Raw genomic sequence first — 18,582 nt, 5'->3', positions numbered from 1 at the left:
TTCCGGCCGGAAGATCTTCGGCAGCTCTCACGATGCGGACCATTGCGCCGCGTGCGCCCGGGACCACGAGGACACATGCCGGAGACTTGTCCATATTTCCGGCCATGAGTCATCTCACCGGCGTGTGACCTTAGCTTTATGGACTCGTCCGGGACACCATCCGTCCGGTAAGAAGGTGCATTACACCCCTCATCAGGGGCTCAGGGCGCGTGTGCGGCGCGCCCGTCGCGTGTGCACCCGTACGCATCAGTCATCTGGGTCATACGCGGTGCCCGCCCACCCCTCACCAGGAGTGGTCACCCTCAAACCATGCATACCTAAGGGGTACGACAGAGTGGCAGCGGAGATCGTCAATCCTCGCAGCGACAACAGCGCGGATCAGGACGGCGGGGCCGAGCCCCACGATTCCTTCGATCCGGCGTTCGCGCTGCACCGCGGTGGCAAGATGGCCGTGCAGGCCACCGTGCCGATCCGCGACAAGGACGACCTGTCCCTTGCGTACACGCCCGGCGTCGCCCGGGTGTGCACCGCCATCGCGGAACAGCCGGAGCTGGTCCACGACTACACATGGAAGTCCTCGGTCGTCGCCGTGGTGACGGACGGCACGGCCGTGCTCGGACTCGGTGACATCGGTCCCGAGGCCTCCCTCCCGGTCATGGAGGGCAAGGCGATCCTGTTCAAGCAGTTCGGCGGGGTGGACGCGGTCCCCATCGCCCTGGACTGCACGGGCGTGGACGAGATCGTCGAGACCGTGGCCCGGCTCGCGCCCTCCTTCGGCGGCGTGAACCTGGAGGACATCTCGGCGCCGCGGTGCTTCGAGATCGAGCGCCGGCTCCAGGAGCGGGTGGACATCCCCGTCTTCCACGACGACCAGCACGGCACGGCCGTGGTGACGCTGGCGGCCCTGCGGAACGCCGCGCGGCTGACCCGGAGGGGCCTCGGCGATCTGCGGGCCGTCATCTCGGGCGCGGGAGCGGCGGGTGTCGCCATCGCGAAGATGCTCATCGAGGCGGGTATCGGCGATGTGGCGGTCGCGGACCGCAAGGGCGTGGTGTCGTCCGACCGGGACGACCTGACGCCGGTCAAGCGGGAACTGGCCGGGTTCACGAACAAGGCGGGCCTCACGGGATCGCTGGAGCACGCCCTCGAGGGCGCCGACGTCTTCATCGGCGTCTCCGGTGGCACGGTGCCCGAGAAGGCAGTCGCCTCGATGGCGGAGGGCGCCTTCGTCTTCGCCATGGCCAACCCGAACCCGGAGGTCCACCCGGACATCGCGCACAAGTACGCGTCCGTGGTGGCGACCGGGCGGTCCGACTTCCCGAACCAGATCAACAACGTGCTGGCGTTCCCCGGCATCTTCGCGGGCGCGCTCCAGGTGCGGGCGTCCCGGATCACCGAGGGCATGAAGATCGCGGCGGCCGAGGCGCTGGCGTCGGTCGTCGGTGACGATCTGGCGGCCGACTATGTGATCCCGTCGCCCTTCGACGAGCGGGTGGCTCCGGCGGTGACGGCGGCGGTGGCCGCCGCTGCGCGGGCCGAGGGAGTCGCGCGACGCTGACGCGGCGCAGGGCGGGCGGGATCGTGTGACCCGCCCGCCCACGCGTTGCCGCGCCGGGTGGTTTGGTGTCCGATGCCGTACGGCATCGCAGGCGCCCTCGGCGACGCGGCGCGAGAGGCAGGGGTGACGGGGAGGCGGGGTGCGCCTCCGGGTTGCCGTAGGGGGTCGGCGTGCGCCCTCCCGGCTGCCGAGGAGTAGTCGTCGTGCGTCTTCCGGCTGCCGAGGAGTAGTCGTCGTGCGTCTTCCGGCTGCCGAGGAGTAGTCGTCGTGCGTCTTCCGGCTGCCGAGGAGTAGTCGGCGTGCGCCTCCGCGTTGCCGCGCGGGATTCGGCGTGCGCTCTCCGGGCTACCGCGCGGGATTCGGCGTGGGCCTCCGGGCTACCGCGCGGGATTCGGCGTGGGCCTCCGGGGTACCGCGCGGGGGTCGGCGTGGGCCTCCGGGGTACCGCGCGGGGGTCGGCGTGGGCCTCCGGGGTACCGCGCGGGATTCGGCGTGGGCCTCGGGGGTACCGCGCGGGAGTCGGCGTGCGCCTCCGCGTTGCCGCGCGGGATTCGGTGTGTGTCTTGTGGCGGGACACGCGTCACAGTCGGTCCTGGTTCCGTACGTCCGGCCCCGGCCCTATCGTCAAGGTCATGTTCGCTGCCTACGCCGCCCGTATCGACCGCGACCACCCGCTCTCCGGCCTTGAGTTGGGAGAGCGCCCGGCCCCCGAGCCCAGGCCCGGCTGGACGACCGTGAAGGTCAAGGCCGCCTCCCTCAACCACCACGACCTCTGGTCCCTCAGGGGTGTCGGTCTCTCCGAGGACAAGCTCCCCATGATCCTCGGCTGTGACGCGGCGGGCGTCGACGAGAACGGCAACGAGGTCGTTCTGCACTCGGTCATCGGCCAGACCGGTCACGGTGTGGGCCCGGACGAACCGCGCTCGATCCTCACCGAGCGCTACCAGGGCACCTTCGCCGAGCAGGTCACCGTCCCCACCTGGAACCTGCTGCCCAAGCCGAGGCAGCTCTCCTTCGAGGAGGCCGCCTGCCTCCCGACCGCCTGGCTCACGGCCTATCGCATGCTCTTCACCAACGCCGGTGTACGCCCCGGGGACTCCGTCCTGGTCCAGGGCGCCGGCGGCGGTGTCGCGACGGCCGCGATCGTGCTCGGCAAGGCGGCCGGGCTGCGGGTCTTCGCCACCAGCCGCGACGCGGCCAAGCGCAAGCGCGCGCTGGAGCTGGGCGCGGTGGAGGCCCTGGAGTCCGGCGCGCGGCTGCCGCAGCGGGTGGACGCCGTCATCGAGACCGTCGGCGCCGCCACCTGGTCCCACTCCGTCAAGTCGCTGCGACCCGGCGGCACGGTCGTCATCTCGGGTGCCACCAGCGGGGACCGGCCCTCCCACGCGGAACTCACGCGGATTTTCTTCCTGGAGCTGAAGGTGGTGGGCTCCACCATGGGGTCCAAGGACGAGCTGGAGGATCTGCTCTCCTTCTGCGCCGCCACCGGAGTGCGCCCCGTCATCGACGAGGTGCTGCCGCTCGACCGCGCCCGTGAGGGCTTCGAACGCCTGGAGGCGGGCGACCAGTTCGGCAAGATCGTACTGACCGCGAACTGACCGATTCTCTTTCGCGTTCCCGTGCCTGCGGGACCGCGGATCCGGTTGTGCCCACGGCGGGCCCGGAAACTTCCGGGCCCGCCGTTCGTGTTTTCACGCCCTTCATGTCAACTAGGGTTGACGAGGCTCTGCATGTCAACCTAAGTTGACATCATGACCGAAGCAACGGATCTCGCCGAGCGCGCGGGCGACCGTGACCCGAGGGTCGGGCTACGGGCCGTCGCCGCGCTGCGGAGGCTGCTGGAGCAGTTGGAGGCGGTACAGGTGCGCAGCGCGCGCAACCAGGGCTGGTCGTGGCAGGAGATCGCCGCGGAGCTGGGAGTCAGCAGGCAGGCCGTGCACAAGAAGTACGGGAGGCAGTGATGTTCGAGCGGTTCGCCAAGGATGCCCGCGCGGTGGTCGCCGGCGCTGTGGGGCACTGTGAACGCGCCGGTGAGGAACGCGTCGACGAGGCGCATCTGCTGCTCGCCCTCCTCGATCGCGAGGGCAGTCGCGCCGCGTTCGCCCTGGCCTCGCTCGGGCTCGCGGGGCGGCGTGACGCCGTCGAGCGGGACCTCGCCGAGGCCCGTCGCCGCGGCGGCCTCTCCCGTGCCGACGCGGACGCGCTCGCCGGGCTCGGCATCGATCTCACCGAGATCGTCTCCCGCGTCGAGGAGGCCCACGGGGAGGGCGCCCTGACCGCGAGCCGACGGGGCGGGATGCGGCGCATGGGACGGCGACCGTTCACCCGCGGCGTCAAGGACCTCCTCACCCGGTCCCTGCGCGCCGCCCTCGCCCACGGCGACCGGCACATCGGCGACGAGCATCTGCTCCTCGCCCTCACCATCCGCCCCGGCGTCCCGTCGGAAGTCCTCGCCGACCATGGAGTGACGTATACGGGGGTGGAACGGGTGCTGTGGGGCGGGGGAGAGGCGAAGGCCGGCTGAGCCCGGCTGGGACCGGTGGGGCCCGGCTGCGGCGCCGGGCCCGGGCGGCATGCCGGTGTCAGCTGCCGTGGGCCCGCAGCGTGGCGCCGATCCGGCCCGCCGCCGTCGCCAAGTGGCGGCGGGCCTCCCGGAGTTGCTGCTCTGTCACGCCGTGGTCGCGGGCCGCGTCGCGGATGTCGTCGCGGAAGCGGTCCAGCAGCCGGTCGAGGGCCCGGGCCGGGTCGCCCGGGAAGTCCTCGTGCGCCCAGGAGGGTTCGTAGCCACCGGGGAAGTCCTCGGGGGTCGTCGAGTACTCCGGTTCGCCCGCCGCCCCCGTGCGGCCGAAGCCGAAGTCCTTCCCGAACCCCTTGCCGAAGTCCTTTCCGAAATCGCCGAACTCCTTGGCCAGCTCGGTCAGGCCCTCCCGTACGCCCGTCGGCCAGTCGCCCCGGGCGAAGTGGTCCTGCACCTGCTCCTGGACCCGCCGCGCGATGCGCTGGAGCTCCTCCTGGGCCTGGGTGCGCGCCCGCTCCTGGGCCTCCTTTGCCTGGCGGCGGGCCTGCTCGGCCTCCTCGCGGGCCCGCCGGCTCTCGTCCTTGGCGCGCCGGGCCTGCTCCTTCCACTCCTGCTTGACGCGGCGCATCTCCTCCTTGGCGGCGCGCCACGCCTCCTTCTCGGACTGGTCGCTGTATTCCCCGTAGGACTCGGTGCGCTCCTTGGCGCCCCGGCGCGCCTCGGAGACCGCGGCCCGCATCTCACGGCGCAGATCGCCCGCCGCGCCCCGGACATCCGCCCGGATCTCGGCGGCCAGCTCGGCGACCGACTCGCGGATCTCCAGCTCCAGGTCCTCCAACTCGGCGCTTCGGTCGGCGAGTTCGGCGCGGCCCGCGTCCGTGATCGCGTACACCTTGCGGCCGCCCTCGGTGGTGTGGGTGACCAGGCCCTCGGCCTCCAGCTTGGCCAGCCGGGGGTAGACGGTGCCGGCGGACGGTGCGTACAGCCCCTGGAAGCGCTCCTCCAGCAGCCGTATCACCTCGTATCCGTGGCGGGGTGCCTCGTCGAGCAGCTTCAGCAGGTAGAGCCGCAGTCGTCCATGGGCGAAGACGGGAGCCATGTCAGAGCCCCTTCCGCTCGGCCGGACCGCCGGTGGTGTCGCCGGGGGAGGGCTTGGACAGTATGCCGCCGGCCCCGCGGGGGCCGTGGCCGGTGTCCGCCCGCTCCTTCGGCGACGGGTCCTGTGGGACGGGTGCGTCCCACGGTTCCTCCTCCGTCGTCGGGCGGCGCAGGATGGCGATCGAGCCGGAGACCGTGGTCGCCTTCAGCCGGCCGCGGCCCCCGCCGAGGCGGCCCGTGATCTTCTTGGCGCCCCACTGGCCGGTCACCCGCAGGTCGTCGAAGGCGTTGGACACGGCACCGCTCGCCGTGTTCGCCTCGATCTCCGTGTCCGCCGGGTGGGCCAGGCGGATCGCCACCTCGCCCGAGACGTTCGCCAGCCGGGCGTCCGTGGGGCCGCTCGCGGGATCGAGGTCCAGGATGATCGAGCCGCTCACGGAGTCGGCCTTCACCAGCGGACTGGCACCCTCGATGACGGTGAGGTCGCCGGAGACCGAGTTGAGCCGCAGCTCGCCGGTGACGCCCTGGGCCTCCACATTCCCCGAGACCGTGGTCACGCGGACCGGGCCGGTGAGGCCGACCAAAGTCGTCTCGCCCGTGACGCCCTTCACGTCGACACTGTCGTCGATGCCCGAGACCACGGCGTTGGACCCGATCACGCCGACCTCCACACGGGTGGACGCGGGGACGGCCAGGGAGACCACCGCGCTGCGGCGCCAGCCCTTGCGGTCGAGCCACTTGAGGAAGCCCTTCCAGGGAAGGTCGTCGTAGGCCACCGTCAGGGTGCCGTTCTCATGCGTCACCGTGAGCGGGGGGCCCTCGATCTCCGAGACCTCCAGGCGTGCGGAACTCTCGTCCGTGCCCACCACGTTCACCGTTCCGTTGACGGTGCGCACGTGGAGTGCCGTCACGGGGGCGTCGAAGGTGAGTTTCCTCGGCTCTGCGACGGACCACTCGGACATGGGGTGACCTCCTCGGCCGACGACGCGGGGTGCCGCCACCCAACGCGCCATATCGCGTCTTGCTCTTCACGATATATCGCGGTCACGCAAAGTCAAGGCACTCGTTGGAGGGACGCGGGGGAAAGGGGTCTCGTATGCCGAAGGGAGGCTGTCGCGACACGTCGCCGGTGCCGTCCTGTGTAGGGGCGTGCACAGCGGCCCGGCGTGCTTCCGATGACCGCCGTGCGCGCACGAGGCCCGCCCCGTCCGGCGACCACCGCCCACCGGCCCCGGCGGCGGCGGTCATCGCACCCGTGCGGCCGGCATCGCTCGAGCGCGCGGGGGTGCGCGCACGTCGGCCGGATGCGTCCACGCCGGGTGAGTCGCGCACGTCGGGCGAGTGCGCGCACATCAGGCGAGTGCACCCACGCCCGGGCGAGTGCGCCCATCTCGGGCGGCGTGGGCGGGCGGTCCCTCCCCCAGGGCGGGCGGTCCATCCCCAGGGCGGGCGGTCCACACCGCCAGGGCGCGGGGCATGCGCCGCGCCCCCCGTCGACCGCCCCGCACCGGCCCCCGTGGACACCCCGCAGTCCCCGTCGGCCGCTCCACGGAAAATCCCCGCAGCCCCCGGTAGGGAAGCCCCCGCGAAAAGCCCCCTGTAAGCCCCTGCCCTACTCGTCGCCCTACTCGTCGTCCTCGTCGTCGTCCAGGCGGGCCAGCCACGTCGCCAGTCGCTCCACCGGCACCTCGAAGTCCGGGTTGAGATCCACGAACGCACGCAACTGCTCGGCGAGCCACTCGAAGGTGATCTCCTCCTCGCCGCGTCGCTTCTCCAGCTCTTCGATGCCACGGTCGGTGAAGTACATGCCTTCAGAATATGCGCCACTTGGCCGGTTACCGGTCTCGCTCCGGAACCGCCCGGGCGGCTAGCCTCGTCGCAGTTCAAGAGCCCGGAGCCGACGGCGGGTCGGTGGCGGGCGAGCGGAGTCGCACGGGGCGGGGGAGCCATGGACGAGACGCTGCGCGAGATCACACTGCCCGGAGGTCAGACGGTGCTGGCGCGGGTGACCCCGGCGCCGGGCGCGACGAAACCCGGCGGGTACGGTTCGGACGATCTCGACATCGGGGTGGGGGACCGGGCGGTGGCCAAGCTGGAGCGGCTCGGAGAGCTGATCCAGGGGGTCGGGCAGTCGGTCCTGGACGCGGCGCGGTCCGCGCGGCCGGACGAGGCGACCATCACCTTCGGCGTCGAGATCGTCGCCAAGCCCGGCAAGGCGATCGCCGTGCTCGCCGACGGCGAGGCCAAGACCTCCCTGGAGGTCAGCCTGGTGTGGAAGCTCGACGAGCGCCGCGCCCGGGCCACCGCCGAGCCCACCGCGGACGCCACCGCCGAGCCCAGCGCGGGCGCCACCGCAGCGCCCACCACGGGCCCCACCACGGGCGCGACCGCCGAGCCCCCCGCGGATGTCTGAGCGGCGCGATGCCCGCCTCGAGCACCTGATCGAGAACGCCACGGTGCACTTCCACTCCGCGCGTCCCGACGACGAGGCCATGTGGGGCAGCGGCTTTCTCGTCGCTCCGGGCTGGGTGCTGACCTGTGCCCATGTGCTGCTCGGCCGGATCGGGGACAGCGGCGAGGAGGAGTTCCGGGTGCGGGGCCCCGGCCTGTACGACGGCCGTCCCGTCCCCGCCCGGCTGGAGGAGTGCCTCTACCAGGGGCCCCTCGGCGAGCAGGCGCACGAGCTGACCAATCTGCCCGTGGACCAGGACATGGCCCTCGTACGCCTGCTCGACCGCTCCGTGGAGCACGAGTGCGTCTGGCTGAGCGACCGCTCCGACCACCCGCTCGGCGACCACCGGATCGTGTACGGCTACCGGCCCCTCGGCGACGGCGCGGCCCAGGCGTGGAACGGCGAGGCCACGGTGAACGCGCACGACGGGCCCTACGGGCTGCGGCTCGGCCCGAGCAACGAGTTCCCGGCCGGAGTCTCCGGCGGCCCGGTGCTGGACCCGGCCACCGGGGCCGTCGTGGCCGTCATCAAGTGCCGCCGCGGCGACCGGGACGGGGGCCTGTCCATCGCGGTCTCGGTGATGCGGCGGTTCGCGGCGTACCACCAGGTGATCGCCGAACACGACCGATGGCACGAGGGGCGCCGCAAGACGGAGCACAACTGGGTCGCCCGGCAGACGAAGCTGCCCGGGACGTGGAGCGAGGCCGATCCCGACCAGTGGAGCCCCGTGGACCGCCGCAGGGCGCTCGCGCTGCTGGCGGCGGTCGAGCCCGCCGACGCGCCGCACACCATCACCCAGCTGGTGCGCAAGGCGCGCGGCGACGACCCGGCCGGGCGCCCGCACCTGCCCGTCTCATGGCGGGACGGGCACGGGCAGCTCTACGAGGGGGACCGGCCGCAGGAGGCGTTCGTCCATCTGCGCTACCTCCGCCTGGTCCAGCTCTTCCTGGAGGCCCGCGACCCCAAGGACCGGGTGGCCGTCGAACGGCTCGGCGCGTGGATACAGGACCGGCTCACCGAGGTCAGGCCGGCGGTGCGCACCAATGTGGAGGACGCGGTGCTGCCGCCCGGGCTGCTCCCGTCCGGGCAGCGGGCCGTGGAGCCGTACCCGGGACCGGGTGAGCGCGGCGTGGTGCTGCTGGAACTCGAACCGCTCGACGACGACCACACCCGCTTCTACTGGACGCTGCGCGTCGACGACGGGGGCGAGAACAGCGAGATACCCCGGTACGGGATGACCACCGGTCCGGGCGTCGCCCGGGGCCGGCTGCGGGACGTGCTCCACGAGCCGCTCGCCGAGGCCTTCGAGTCGGTGGACCGGCCGGAGCAGCCGGCACCGCTGGAGGTCGCCCTGAACCTCGCCCACTTCGACACCCCCGTCCACACCTGGCAGATCTATGACTCCGCGCCGCTGTGGGACCGTGCGCGCCAGCAACTCCTCGGCGTACGCCGTCCCGTGGTCATTCGCGACATCGAGCGCCGGGGAGTTCCGGCCGAATCCTGGGCGGCCCGCTGGGCGGAGATGCTCTCCCGTGGACGGCTGACCGCGCGGAACACCGTCTTCGACGCCGACCCCCTGCACGCCCGCCAGTTCGCGGAGATGGCCCCGGGACAGATCCCCGTGCAGTGCCGGCGGGCCGGATCGGGGGCCGGCCGGACGGCGATGCGCCTGGCCCTGGACGCCGGGCACGGGGTGGCGCTGTGGCACGCCGGGGACCACCCAGGGCACCAGTGCGGATCCCGCTGCGACGATCTGCACCGGTCGACCGTCGGATTTCTGGCGGAGGTGGCCGATCCGGCTGAACTGCCCGACCGTCTCCGCCGTATCAGAGAGCACATCAGCACCGGGAACGGACATCAATGGGCCGGCGAGGTCGCCGTCCTCTACGACGACCCGCGCCGTCCCCTGCCCGCGGAAGAGGGGGTGTTCGACGCCCCATGACCCCCGAGGGACACCCCGCGACACCTGTGTACGCCTGTCCGGAAATCGACCGTCGGCTCACCGCGGACCGATACGTTTTCAGGGGCCCGTTGTGGGCGCCGCCTGCCCTCGTCGGCCGTGACGCGCCGTGCCATCGATCGTCGACGAGGAGCGAACCATGAGCGAGTGGCTGGTCTACCGGGGCAAGGGCGAGCCCGCGCCGGGGCGCGTCGACTCCCTGCCGCCGCCTCCGCACTGGCGCCGGTTCGACGGTGAGCCCCTCGACGACGTGTACACCGTACCCCCGATCGACAGCGCCTCCTCCCGGCGGCTCGGCCGCCGCCCCCCGCTGCCCGTGCAGGACCCCCGGGCCGTGGAACTCATCAACGCGGCCCTCTACTTGAGGCGCCCCCTGCTGGTCACGGGCGAACCGGGCTCCGGCAAGAGCACCCTCGCGCACGCGCTGGCCCATGAACTCGGGCTCGGCCGGGTCCTGCAATGGCCCATCGTCAGCCGCACCGAGCTGACGTCGGGACTGTACGCCTACGACGCGATCGGCCGCCTCCAGGACGCCCAACTGGACCGCGCGGGAGCCGAGGAGACGCGGGAGTCGCCCGGGGCGCGCCGCGACCTGTCGATCGGCCGCTACATCCGGCTGGGCCCGCTGGGCACGGCCCTGCTCCCGATGAAACGCCCCCGGGTCCTGCTCATCGACGAGCTGGACAAGAGCGACATCGACCTGCCGAACGATCTGCTCAACGTCGTCGAGGAGGGGGAGTTCGGCATTCCCCAGCTCGAGCGCATCGCCGACCGCCCCGGCCAGGGCACCGTGCGGGTCCTCACCGACGACGGGCTGCGGGCGCCCGTCACCGGCGGACGGATCCGCTGCCACGCGTTCCCCGTGATCGTGATGACGAGCAACGGCGAGCGCGAGTTCCCCGCCCCGCTGCTGCGCCGGTGCATCCATCTCCACCTCGATCCGCCGCGCGGCGACCGGCTCGCCGCCATGGTGCAGGCCCACTTCGGCGAGGGCGCCGACCGGGACCACCACGATCTCCTGGAGCTGTTCGCCACGGACGGGACGGGCCCGCACCGGCCGACCGACCAGCTGCTCAACGCCATCTTCCTCACCCAGCGGGTGGCTCCGCCGGGCAGTCCGCACCGCATGGAACTGGCGCGGCTGCTGATGGGTTCACTCGACTCCGGACAGCGGTAACCGGCCATGACCGTCGCCGACTCCCTGGAGCTGCTCGCCCGCCGGCTGCGCGAGGCCGGGATCGCTCCGGACGCCGAGGAACTCGCGGACGCGCTCTGGCTCGCCCGCCATGTCCCCGGGAGCACGGCGACCGCCGGATCCACCGACGAGGAAGCCGCCGGACCGGTCCCCGGCACCCGGCCCGGCAGCCGCCGCGGCACCGTTCCGCCCGAGACGTCCCTGGCCGTCGCCGCCCGGAAGCAGCCCTCGGACCGCCCGACGCCGCCGGTCGGCGGCATCGCGACCGAGGGCCCCGCGGGCGGCATGGGCGCGGTCGTCTCCACCCAGGTGCCCGCCGCCTCCGTGCTGCCCGAACCGCTCGCCCTGCAAAGGGCGTTACGGCCGCTGAACCGCTACCGGCCGCCGAGCGGGCCCTCGTGGTCAGGGCTGGACGAGGAGGCGACCGCGCAGCGGGCCGCCGACACCGGTGTGGTCGTCCCGGTGCCGGCCCCGGGACAGCGCCGTGAGGCACGCCTGCAATTGGTCATGGACGTCTCCTCGTCCACCGTGGTGTGGCAGCAGACCTTCGCCGAGCTGCGCCGGGTCTGCGAACGCGCCGGCGCGTTCCGGGAGATCCGGACCCACTACCTCCATGAGGGAGGGCCGGACGGGTTACGGGTCACCTCCTCACCGGACCCCTCGTCCCCCGCCGACGGCCCCGGTCTGCTGCGCGACCCGAGCGGACACCGGCTGACCCTGGTCCTCAGCGACTGCGCGGGGCCGCTGTGGCGCAGCGGCAGCATGCAGCGGCTGCTGCACGACTGGGCCACCTGCGCCCCCGTCGCCGTACTGCAACCGCTGCCGCAGCGGATGTGGCGCGGCACCCATCTGCCCGCCTACTCCGGGGAACTGCACCGCCGCGAGGGACTGGCCGGCGGCCTGGAGTTCCGGTCGGAACGCGCCGGGCCCCCGCCGCGGCGCGCCCTGCCGGTGCCCGTACTCGCGCTGCGCCCCTCCTCGCTCGCCCACTGGGTCCGTCTCGTGTGCGACGCGACCGCCCAGCGGCAGGTCGCCTCCGCGGCCTGGGTGCGCGCCGACCACCCGGCGACCGCCGCGCGACCGCTCGCCGAGCGGGAGATCAGCCCGCGCGACCGGGTCCGGGCCTTCAGGCGCACCGCCTCGCAGGACGCGCGGCACCTCGCCGAGTACCTGGCCACCGTGCCCCTCGCCCTGCCGGTGATGCAGCTGGTGCAGCGGGCCATGCTGCCCGGCAGCGGCCCCGAGGCGATGGCGGAGGTCCTTCTCGGCGGGCTGATGAGACGCAGTGACGCCGACGCGGACGGCGGATACGAGTTCATCGGGAGCGTACGCGAGGAACTGCTGCGCCATCTGCCGGGCGGCGAGGCCCAACTGGTCCTCAAGCACAGCTCGCAGTACGTCGAGCGGCAGTACGGCCGCGCGGCCCGCAACTTCCCGGCGCTGGCCGCCGCCTACCTCTCCGGTGCGACGGCGCCGCCGCCCGCGGCCGAGGAGGGCGCCGACGACCGTCTGCTGCGCGCCTTCGCCCGGGTCTCCTCGCAGGTCCTCGCCCGCTACGGGAAGGTCCCGGTCGTGGTCGACACGGGCCCGGCGGAGCTGGCCTCGCGCGCGCACCGGATGCTCGACCGCTATGCCGCCCAGGGCACCGCCCGTGACCTGGACGAGGGCATCGCGCTGCTGCGCCGGGCGCTGGAGGTCGAGCGCCGGCAGACGGAACAGCGGGCGCTGCGGAGCCGGCTGGCCGCGGCCCTGCTCGAGCGCTGGCGGGTGGCGGGGACGGCCGACAACCTCCGGGAGGCGTACGAGGTCCTGCCCGGCCACCGCAAGAGCGACCCGGCGGAACTCATCATGGAGGCGCGGATCCTGCTGTACATCGCCGCCGACCTGGAGGCGGCGGGCGCGGCCGCCGCGACCCTGCCCGCGGGGCTCGGCCACGATCTCGGCGAGCCCGACGCCTCCCCGCGCCGGCTGGCCCTGCTGGCCTACCGGCAGGCCCGGCAGCGGCTGGAGGAGATCCCGCCCGACGCGGAGCGCTGGACGACCCGCGTCCTGGAGCTGCGGGCCTCCGCGGCGTTCCAGGCGGCGTCGCTGGCCGCCCGGGCCGGCACCGCCGTCCTCGGCCCCGACGAGGGGACCCCGCAGGTCTGGGCCGCCGAGCAGTTCGAACAGGCGGCGGGCCTCGCGACCCAGTACCGGCTGCGCAACGGCGAGTCGTCCTCGCGTCTCCTGGAGGCCCGGGCACTGCTCGCGCTGGCCCGGCACGACTCGGGACGCGGCGCGCGGCCCTGGGAGCCCGGCCCCGAGCGGCGCGCCCTCGCCCACCGCTCCGCCGAGCTGGCCGAGGTGGGCTTCCGGGAGGCGCTGCCGCTGCGTGCCGCCGAGGGCGCCGGACCCCAGGAGCTGGCCCGGATCTGCCTGGACACGGCCGCCGCCCTGGACCTCACCCGGGACGCGGAGCACGATCCCCGTACCCGCCGCCGGATCGTCACCGTGCTCCAACAGGCGCTGGACTACGCGGGCGAGGCCCCGCAGCCGCGGGCCGAGTGCTTGGACCGGCTGGGCGAGGCCTACCTCGCGCTGTACGAACTCACCGGCGACCCGGGGGACCTGGAGGCGGCCGTCTGGTCCTGGTGGCAGGCGACCGGGGAACTGCCCACGGACGATCCGGCCAGGCCCGGGCTGCTGCTGCGGCTGGGCCTCGCGCTGGGCGCGGCCGACGAGTGGTCCGACGCCGTACGGGTGCTGCGGATGGCCGTCGACGAATCCTCCGAGCAGGACCCCGAACTGCCGCGCCGCCGCGTGGAACTGGGCGATGCGCTCCTGCACCGCCATCTGCGCCAGGGCGGGCTGTCCGATCTGCACGAGGCCGACTGGATAGTGGGCACCGCCGCCCAGGAGACCGACGACGACCTGCTCGCCGCACGGGCCTGGCGGCTGCGCGCCGCATGCGCCGGGCGCCTCGCCGAGCACACGGGGCAGGGGTCGCACCGGGAGGCGGCCACCGACCATCTGCTGCGGGCCGCCGAACTGTACCGGGACCTGGGCCTGGCTGCCCCGGAGGCCCGGGTGCGCGTCGAACGCGGTGAGGCCCTCGGCCGTGCCTCCGCCCCGGCCCGCGCCGCCGAGGAGTACCGCACGGCGCTCGCACTCTACGAGCAGGCCGGGCTGGGCGACGGGGACGAGGCGGAGCAGGCCCGGGCCGCCCTGAGCGCTCTGGATCCGAGCGGCGGGGGCGCCGTATGAGAGGGCCGGACGACGCCCCGGGCATACCCCTGCCCGCCTTCGATCGCCCCGGCCCCGGCGGCGCCGCCCATCCGGTCCTTGCCGCGGTGCTCGCCGAACTGCGCGCCCGCGAGGCAGAGGACGAGCCCCCGGCCGCCTACTACGGCGACTCGCCCGACCCCGTGGCGCCACGGCCCCCGGCGGGAGCCGCGCCATGAGCGCCGACTGCCTGCGCCAGTTCGTCCTCAAGGTGCACAGCCGCTGCAATCTGGACTGCACCTACTGCTACATCTACCGCAGCCCGGACCGCAGTTGGCGACAGCGCCCGCACCACGCCGACGAGCACACCATGCGGCAGACCGCCCGGCGCATCGCCGAGCACGTCGAGACACACCGGCCCCGGTCGGTGCGGGTCGACCTGCACGGCGGGGAGCCGCTGCTGACCGGACCCGAACCGCTCGTCGCGTACGCCGAGACCGTGCGCCACGCCGTACCGGACGGCACCGAGGTGACGGTCACCGTCCAGACCAACGGCACCCTGCTCACCCGGCCCGCGCTCGACCGCCTCGCCGGCGCCGGCATCCGGGTCGGGATCAGCCTCGACGGCGGCACGGCCGCCCTCAACGCCCGCCGGGTCGACCACGCGGGGCGCCCCTCGTGGCCCGCCGCCCGTCGCGCGGCCCGGCTGCTGGCCGCACGGCGGCCGGACGCCTACGCCGGCCTGCTGTGCACCGTCGACCCGGCCACCGACCCCGCCGAGGTCTACCGCTCCCTCAGGGCCCTGGCCCCGCCCGCGCTCGACTTCCTGCTGCCGCACCTGCACTGGGGCACCCGCCCGCCCGGCCGCCACCGGCCGGCCCCCACGCCGTACGGGGACTGGCTGGCCGGGGCGTTCGACCTGTGGTGGGACGACACCACCCCGGGCCGGCCGCGGGTACGCCTGTTCACCGAGATCGCGGCGCTGCTGCTGGGCGGCTCCTCACGAACGGACGCGGTGGGACTGTCGCCGATCGCCGCGATCGTGGTGGAGACCGACGGCACCATCGAGCGGCTGGACTCGCTGAAGACGGCCTACCCGGACGCTCCCGCCACCGGCCTCGACGTCTTCCGCAACTCCTTCGACGAGGCGCTGCGCCACCCCCGGGTCGCGGCGCTGCGGGCCGGGCCCGCGGCGCTCGGCGAGGACTGCCGCGCCTGCCCGGTGGTGCGGATCTGCGGCGGCGGCAACTACGCCCACCGCTACTCCGCCGTCACGGGCCACTTCCGGCAGCCGAGCGTGCACTGCGCCGACCTGGAGCGCGTCATCCGGCACGCCGCCGCGCGGATCGGCGAGCAGCTCTCCGTATCGTCAAGGAGTCTGGTCTAACGTGGAGTTGACGAACCGCGACGTAGCGATCCCCTACGTCAGAAGGAGACCCCAGGCATGGCATCCGCGTCCCCCGAGCATGTCACGATCCTCTACGCGGGACAGTCCTGGTCCTGGGCGACATGGATCGAACACCGTCTCGCGCACGCGGGAGCGGTGCCGCAGGCGGTCCGCTGGGACCCGCTGCACACCGCACCGGAGCCGGAGCGGCTGAACGGCCTGCTGGCCGGGCCCGGCAAGCTGCTGCTCCTCATCGACGACTGGTTCGTGCGCTTCGACGAGGCACGCCGGCAGGCCTGGGCCGAGGTGCTGGCCGAGATCATGCCCCGGGAGGGACACCGGATCGTCGCCGTGTCGATCACCGCCGCCTCCCTGCCGCCGGCCGCCGAACGGCTGGGCCGGGTGCTCCCGCTGCGCGGCCTCGACGCCGACCGGGCCGTCGAGGTGCTGATCGACGCGCTGGAGGTGACCTCGCCGTCCGGCGGCCCGGTCAGCCTCGACCGGGCCCGCGGCCCGCGCTTCCCCGAGGACCGGCCCGGCATCGACAACGCCCCGCGCCACCACCGTGACTTCACCGGCCGGGAACGCGTCCTGGAGCGCATTCACCAGGCGTTCACGGAGGGCGGCGAGGGCACCCGCATCGCCCTGCGCGGGCCGGGCGGGATCGGCAAGACCCAGACGGCGACCGAGTATGTGCACCGCTACAAGGGCGAGTACGACATCGTCTGGTGGGTCCACGCGTCGGTACGCAACCGGGCGCGCGAGGACTTCGCCCGGCTCGCCGACAAGCTGGGCGCGGAACCGGACACCGGGGACGCCCTGCGCGGGCGCATCGAGGCGGCCAAGCGGGCCCTGCGCGACCGCATCCGCTGGCTGGTCGTCCTGGACGGGGCGGAGGACCCCGAGGACCTCGGGACGCTGCTGCCCGAGGGCCCCGGCCATCTGCTGGTCACCACCCCGCGCAAGGAATGGCACCGGTGGGTCGGCCAGGTCGTCGACCTTCCCCCCTTCGACCGCGAGGAGTCCGTCGACTTCGCGTGCCGCCGCAGCCGCCGGCTCACCCGCGACAGCGCGGACCGTCTCGCGGCGGCCGTCGAGGACCATCCGCTGCTGCTGGACCAGACCGCGGCGTGGGTGGAGCTGAACGAGACCGCCGACATCGACACGTACATCACCCGCATCCAGGAGGGCGACCCGCACGCCGTCCCCGTCGTCTCCTCCGAGGAGTACCGCAGGGAGTTCCAGGCCGCCTGGGCGCAGACCGTCAACACCCTGCGCGAGAAGCACCCCAACGCCTACGAACTGCTCTCCCTCTTCGCGTTCTTCTCGCCCGACGTGATCCCGCTGGGTCTGGTGCAGTCGGCCCGCGTCGGCGACCTGCCCCCCTACCTGGTGTCCCTGGTCACCGAGCCGAGCAGCTGGAACACCGCGCTGCGGGTGCTGTCCGAGGCCACCTCCATGCGGCTGGAGTACGAGCAGGGGCCGATGGACATCCAGACCGTCGGCACACTGCGCATGCACCGGCTCTTCCACCGCTTCGTCCGCGGGCATCTGGGGCCCGAGGAGGCCCGGCAGTCGGCCGAGACCGCCCGCCGGGTGCTCGTCGCCGCCGACCCCCGCCGCCCCGGCGATCGCACCAACTGGTCGCGGTACGCGGAGGTGATACCGCATCTGGAGGCGACCGGGGCGCTGCACTCCACCGACCCGGATGTGCGGGCGACGGTGCTCAACTGCATCGAGTACCTGCGGATCCGCGGCGAGGTCAAGGAGGGCAGGCGGCTCAGCAGCGCGGCCGTCGCCTCCTGGAGCGCCGACTCCGGGGACACCGACCCGGCCGTCCTGGTCGCCGCGCACCAGCTGGCGAACATGGAACGCCGCCTCGGCCGCTACCGCGAGGCCGAGCGCATCGGGCGGGACGTCCTGCGCCGGGTCACCGCCGATCCGGAGCGCAGCCCGGTGCAGGTGCTGCGGGCCAAGAACGGGCTCGGCGGAACGCTGCTGGCCCTGGGCCGGTACGAGGAGGCCCGGCTCCTCTACGAGGACGCGGAGGCCCAGGCGGCGGCCGACCTCGGTGACCAGGAGGTGCCGCGCACCCTCGACATCCGCGGCAACCTCGCGCTGGCACTGCGGCTGCTGGGGCGCTACGAGGAGGCCCTCGCCCTGCAACGGTCCGTTCTGGAGGCGTACATCGCGCTCGGCGGCGGCCGGCACCCCGCGACGCTCCTCGCCGGGCTGAACACCGCCTGGACGCTGCGGCTGCTGGGCCGGTACGGCGAGGCGCTCGCCATCCAGGAACTGAACTTCCGTCTGCACCGGGAGGTACTCGGCCGCGACCACGGCCAGACCCTGCTCGCCCAGCACAACCTCGCGCTGTGTCTGCGCCGGGACGGATCCCAGCAGCGGGCGCGCGGGCTGATGCGTGAGGCACGCGACCGCAGCCTGCGCCGGCACGGCCCCCGGCAGACGCTGAGGCTGACCGCGGACTACGCGATGCTGCTGCGCGAGATCGGCGAACTCGACGAGGCACGGGAACTCGCCGAGTCCACCCTCGAAGGATTCACGGGCCTCTTCGGCGACGGACACCCCTACATCGCGGGGGCCCTCGACAACTGCGCCCTCGTCCAGGGGGACCAGGGGGACCTGGCAGGCGCCCGGGAGCGCGCGGAGCGGGCCCGGGCGGGGATGGAGCGGGCCCTCGGCACGGCCCATGTCTGGTCCATCGGATGCGCGATGAACACCGCGACGGCGCTTGCCCGGACCGGTGAGCTTCGGCGTGCCGTGGCGCTGGGCCGGGACGCCCTGGGGCGGGCGCGTGCCGCGGTCGGGGACGCGCATGTCCTCACCCTGAACCTGGCGGCGGGCCTCGCGCAGGACCTGATGGCGTGCGGGCAGCACGACGAGGCGGAGACCGTGCGCCGGGAGGCGGTGCGCAGGCTCACCGACACCTTCTTCGAGGAGCACCGGCAGGTGCGGTACATGCTCGAAGGGCGGCGCCCCTACTGGGACTTCGAGCCGCAGATGATGTGAGACCGAGCGGCGGACGAGGTCAGGTCGAGCCCCGGTTGGGGTGAGGGCGAGCCCCGGTTGGGGTGAGGTCGAGCCCCGGTTGGGATGAGGGCGAGCCCCGGTTGCCGTGAGGCGAGCCCCGGATGGGGTGAGACCGGCCGTAACGCCGAGGGGCCCGCTCCCGAGCCGAAGCTCGGAAGCGGGCCC

At 73.6% G+C, this 18,582-nt stretch carries 14 protein-coding genes; 11 read left to right on the top strand and 3 right to left on the bottom strand.

All coding sequences use genetic code 11. From position 1 onward, the window contains the following. Window positions 1-334 precede the first annotated feature (334 nt). The 4 genes from ACIP94_RS16440 to ACIP94_RS16425 all read left to right on the top strand — a co-directional run bounded on the left by ACIP94_RS16440 (window position 335) and on the right by ACIP94_RS16425 (window position 4,082). Window positions 335-1,558 carry an NADP-dependent malic enzyme gene (locus tag ACIP94_RS16440; protein ID WP_402425471.1) on the top strand — a complete coding sequence of 408 codons (1,224 nt, stop codon included), beginning with the start codon at window positions 335-337 and terminating at the stop codon, window positions 1,556-1,558. A gap of 632 nt (window positions 1,559-2,190) precedes the next feature. Beyond that, complete coding sequence (locus tag ACIP94_RS16435; RefSeq protein WP_402425468.1) at window positions 2,191-3,156, top strand: zinc-binding dehydrogenase; 966 nt, start codon at window positions 2,191-2,193, stop codon at window positions 3,154-3,156. Between the two features lie 153 nt (window positions 3,157-3,309). Then, on the top strand, window positions 3,310-3,519 hold the full coding sequence (locus ACIP94_RS16430; protein ID WP_018571396.1) for a helix-turn-helix domain-containing protein: 210 nt from the start codon (window positions 3,310-3,312) through the stop codon (window positions 3,517-3,519). Continuing rightward, a complete protein-coding gene (locus ACIP94_RS16425; RefSeq protein ID WP_402425465.1) occupies window positions 3,519-4,082 on the top strand; it encodes a Clp protease N-terminal domain-containing protein in 564 nt (187 codons plus the stop codon). The genes ACIP94_RS16430 and ACIP94_RS16425 overlap by 1 nt, the downstream gene beginning before the upstream one ends. Before the next feature lie 58 nt (window positions 4,083-4,140). Here the strand turns inward: ACIP94_RS16425 and ACIP94_RS16420 are convergent, their stop codons facing one another. The 3 genes from ACIP94_RS16420 to ACIP94_RS16410 form a co-directional block, all read right to left on the bottom strand. Next, window positions 4,141-5,175, bottom strand: a complete 1,035-nt coding sequence (locus ACIP94_RS16420) for a helix-turn-helix transcriptional regulator (protein WP_402425462.1) — start codon at window positions 5,173-5,175, stop codon at window positions 4,141-4,143. Between the two features lies 1 nt (window position 5,176). Further along, a complete protein-coding gene (locus ACIP94_RS16415; RefSeq protein ID WP_402425459.1) occupies window positions 5,177-6,136 on the bottom strand; it encodes a DUF4097 family beta strand repeat-containing protein in 960 nt (319 codons plus the stop codon). 662 nt (window positions 6,137-6,798) lie between these two features. Continuing rightward, the gene (locus ACIP94_RS16410) at window positions 6,799-6,981 is read right to left on the bottom strand and encodes a DUF6104 family protein (protein WP_402425456.1); all 183 of its coding nucleotides are present in this window, start codon (window positions 6,979-6,981) and stop codon (window positions 6,799-6,801) included. A gap of 141 nt (window positions 6,982-7,122) precedes the next feature. Here ACIP94_RS16410 and ACIP94_RS16405 point away from each other — a divergent pair, with 141 nt between their 5' ends. From ACIP94_RS16405 to fxsT, 7 genes are all read left to right on the top strand, one after another. After that, entirely contained in the window at window positions 7,123-7,587 is a 465-nt protein-coding gene (locus tag ACIP94_RS16405) for a CU044_2847 family protein (RefSeq protein WP_402425453.1), read from the top strand. Continuing rightward, the gene (locus tag ACIP94_RS16400) at window positions 7,580-9,568 is read left to right on the top strand and encodes a trypsin-like peptidase domain-containing protein (RefSeq protein ID WP_402425451.1); all 1,989 of its coding nucleotides are present in this window, start codon (window positions 7,580-7,582) and stop codon (window positions 9,566-9,568) included. The genes ACIP94_RS16405 and ACIP94_RS16400 overlap by 8 nt, the downstream gene beginning before the upstream one ends. A 157-nt stretch (window positions 9,569-9,725) precedes the next feature. Then, entirely contained in the window at window positions 9,726-10,763 is a 1,038-nt protein-coding gene (locus tag ACIP94_RS16395; protein ID WP_402425448.1) for an AAA family ATPase, read from the top strand. Window positions 10,764-10,769: 6 nt separating this feature from the next. Next, a complete protein-coding gene (locus ACIP94_RS16390) occupies window positions 10,770-14,024 on the top strand; it encodes an SAV_2336 N-terminal domain-related protein (protein WP_402425447.1) in 3,255 nt (1,084 codons plus the stop codon). Then, entirely contained in the window at window positions 14,021-14,221 is a 201-nt protein-coding gene (locus tag ACIP94_RS16385) for a hypothetical protein (protein WP_402425444.1), read from the top strand. The genes ACIP94_RS16390 and ACIP94_RS16385 overlap by 4 nt, the downstream gene beginning before the upstream one ends. After that, complete coding sequence (locus tag ACIP94_RS16380; protein ID WP_402425441.1) at window positions 14,218-15,369, top strand: FxsB family cyclophane-forming radical SAM/SPASM peptide maturase; 1,152 nt, start codon at window positions 14,218-14,220, stop codon at window positions 15,367-15,369. Before ACIP94_RS16385 ends, ACIP94_RS16380 begins: the two co-directional genes overlap by 4 nt. Window positions 15,370-15,426: 57 nt before the next feature. Next, window positions 15,427-18,396 carry an FxSxx-COOH system tetratricopeptide repeat protein gene (fxsT, locus tag ACIP94_RS16375; protein ID WP_402425439.1) on the top strand — a complete coding sequence of 990 codons (2,970 nt, stop codon included), beginning with the start codon at window positions 15,427-15,429 and terminating at the stop codon, window positions 18,394-18,396. The last annotated feature ends 186 nt before the right edge of the window (window positions 18,397-18,582 follow it).

It is taken from the genome of Streptomyces sp. NPDC093261, from assembly GCF_044753645.1.
GTDB lineage: Bacteria > Actinomycetota > Actinomycetes > Streptomycetales > Streptomycetaceae > Streptomyces.
This window is presented reverse-complemented; position numbering and strand designations above follow the sequence as displayed.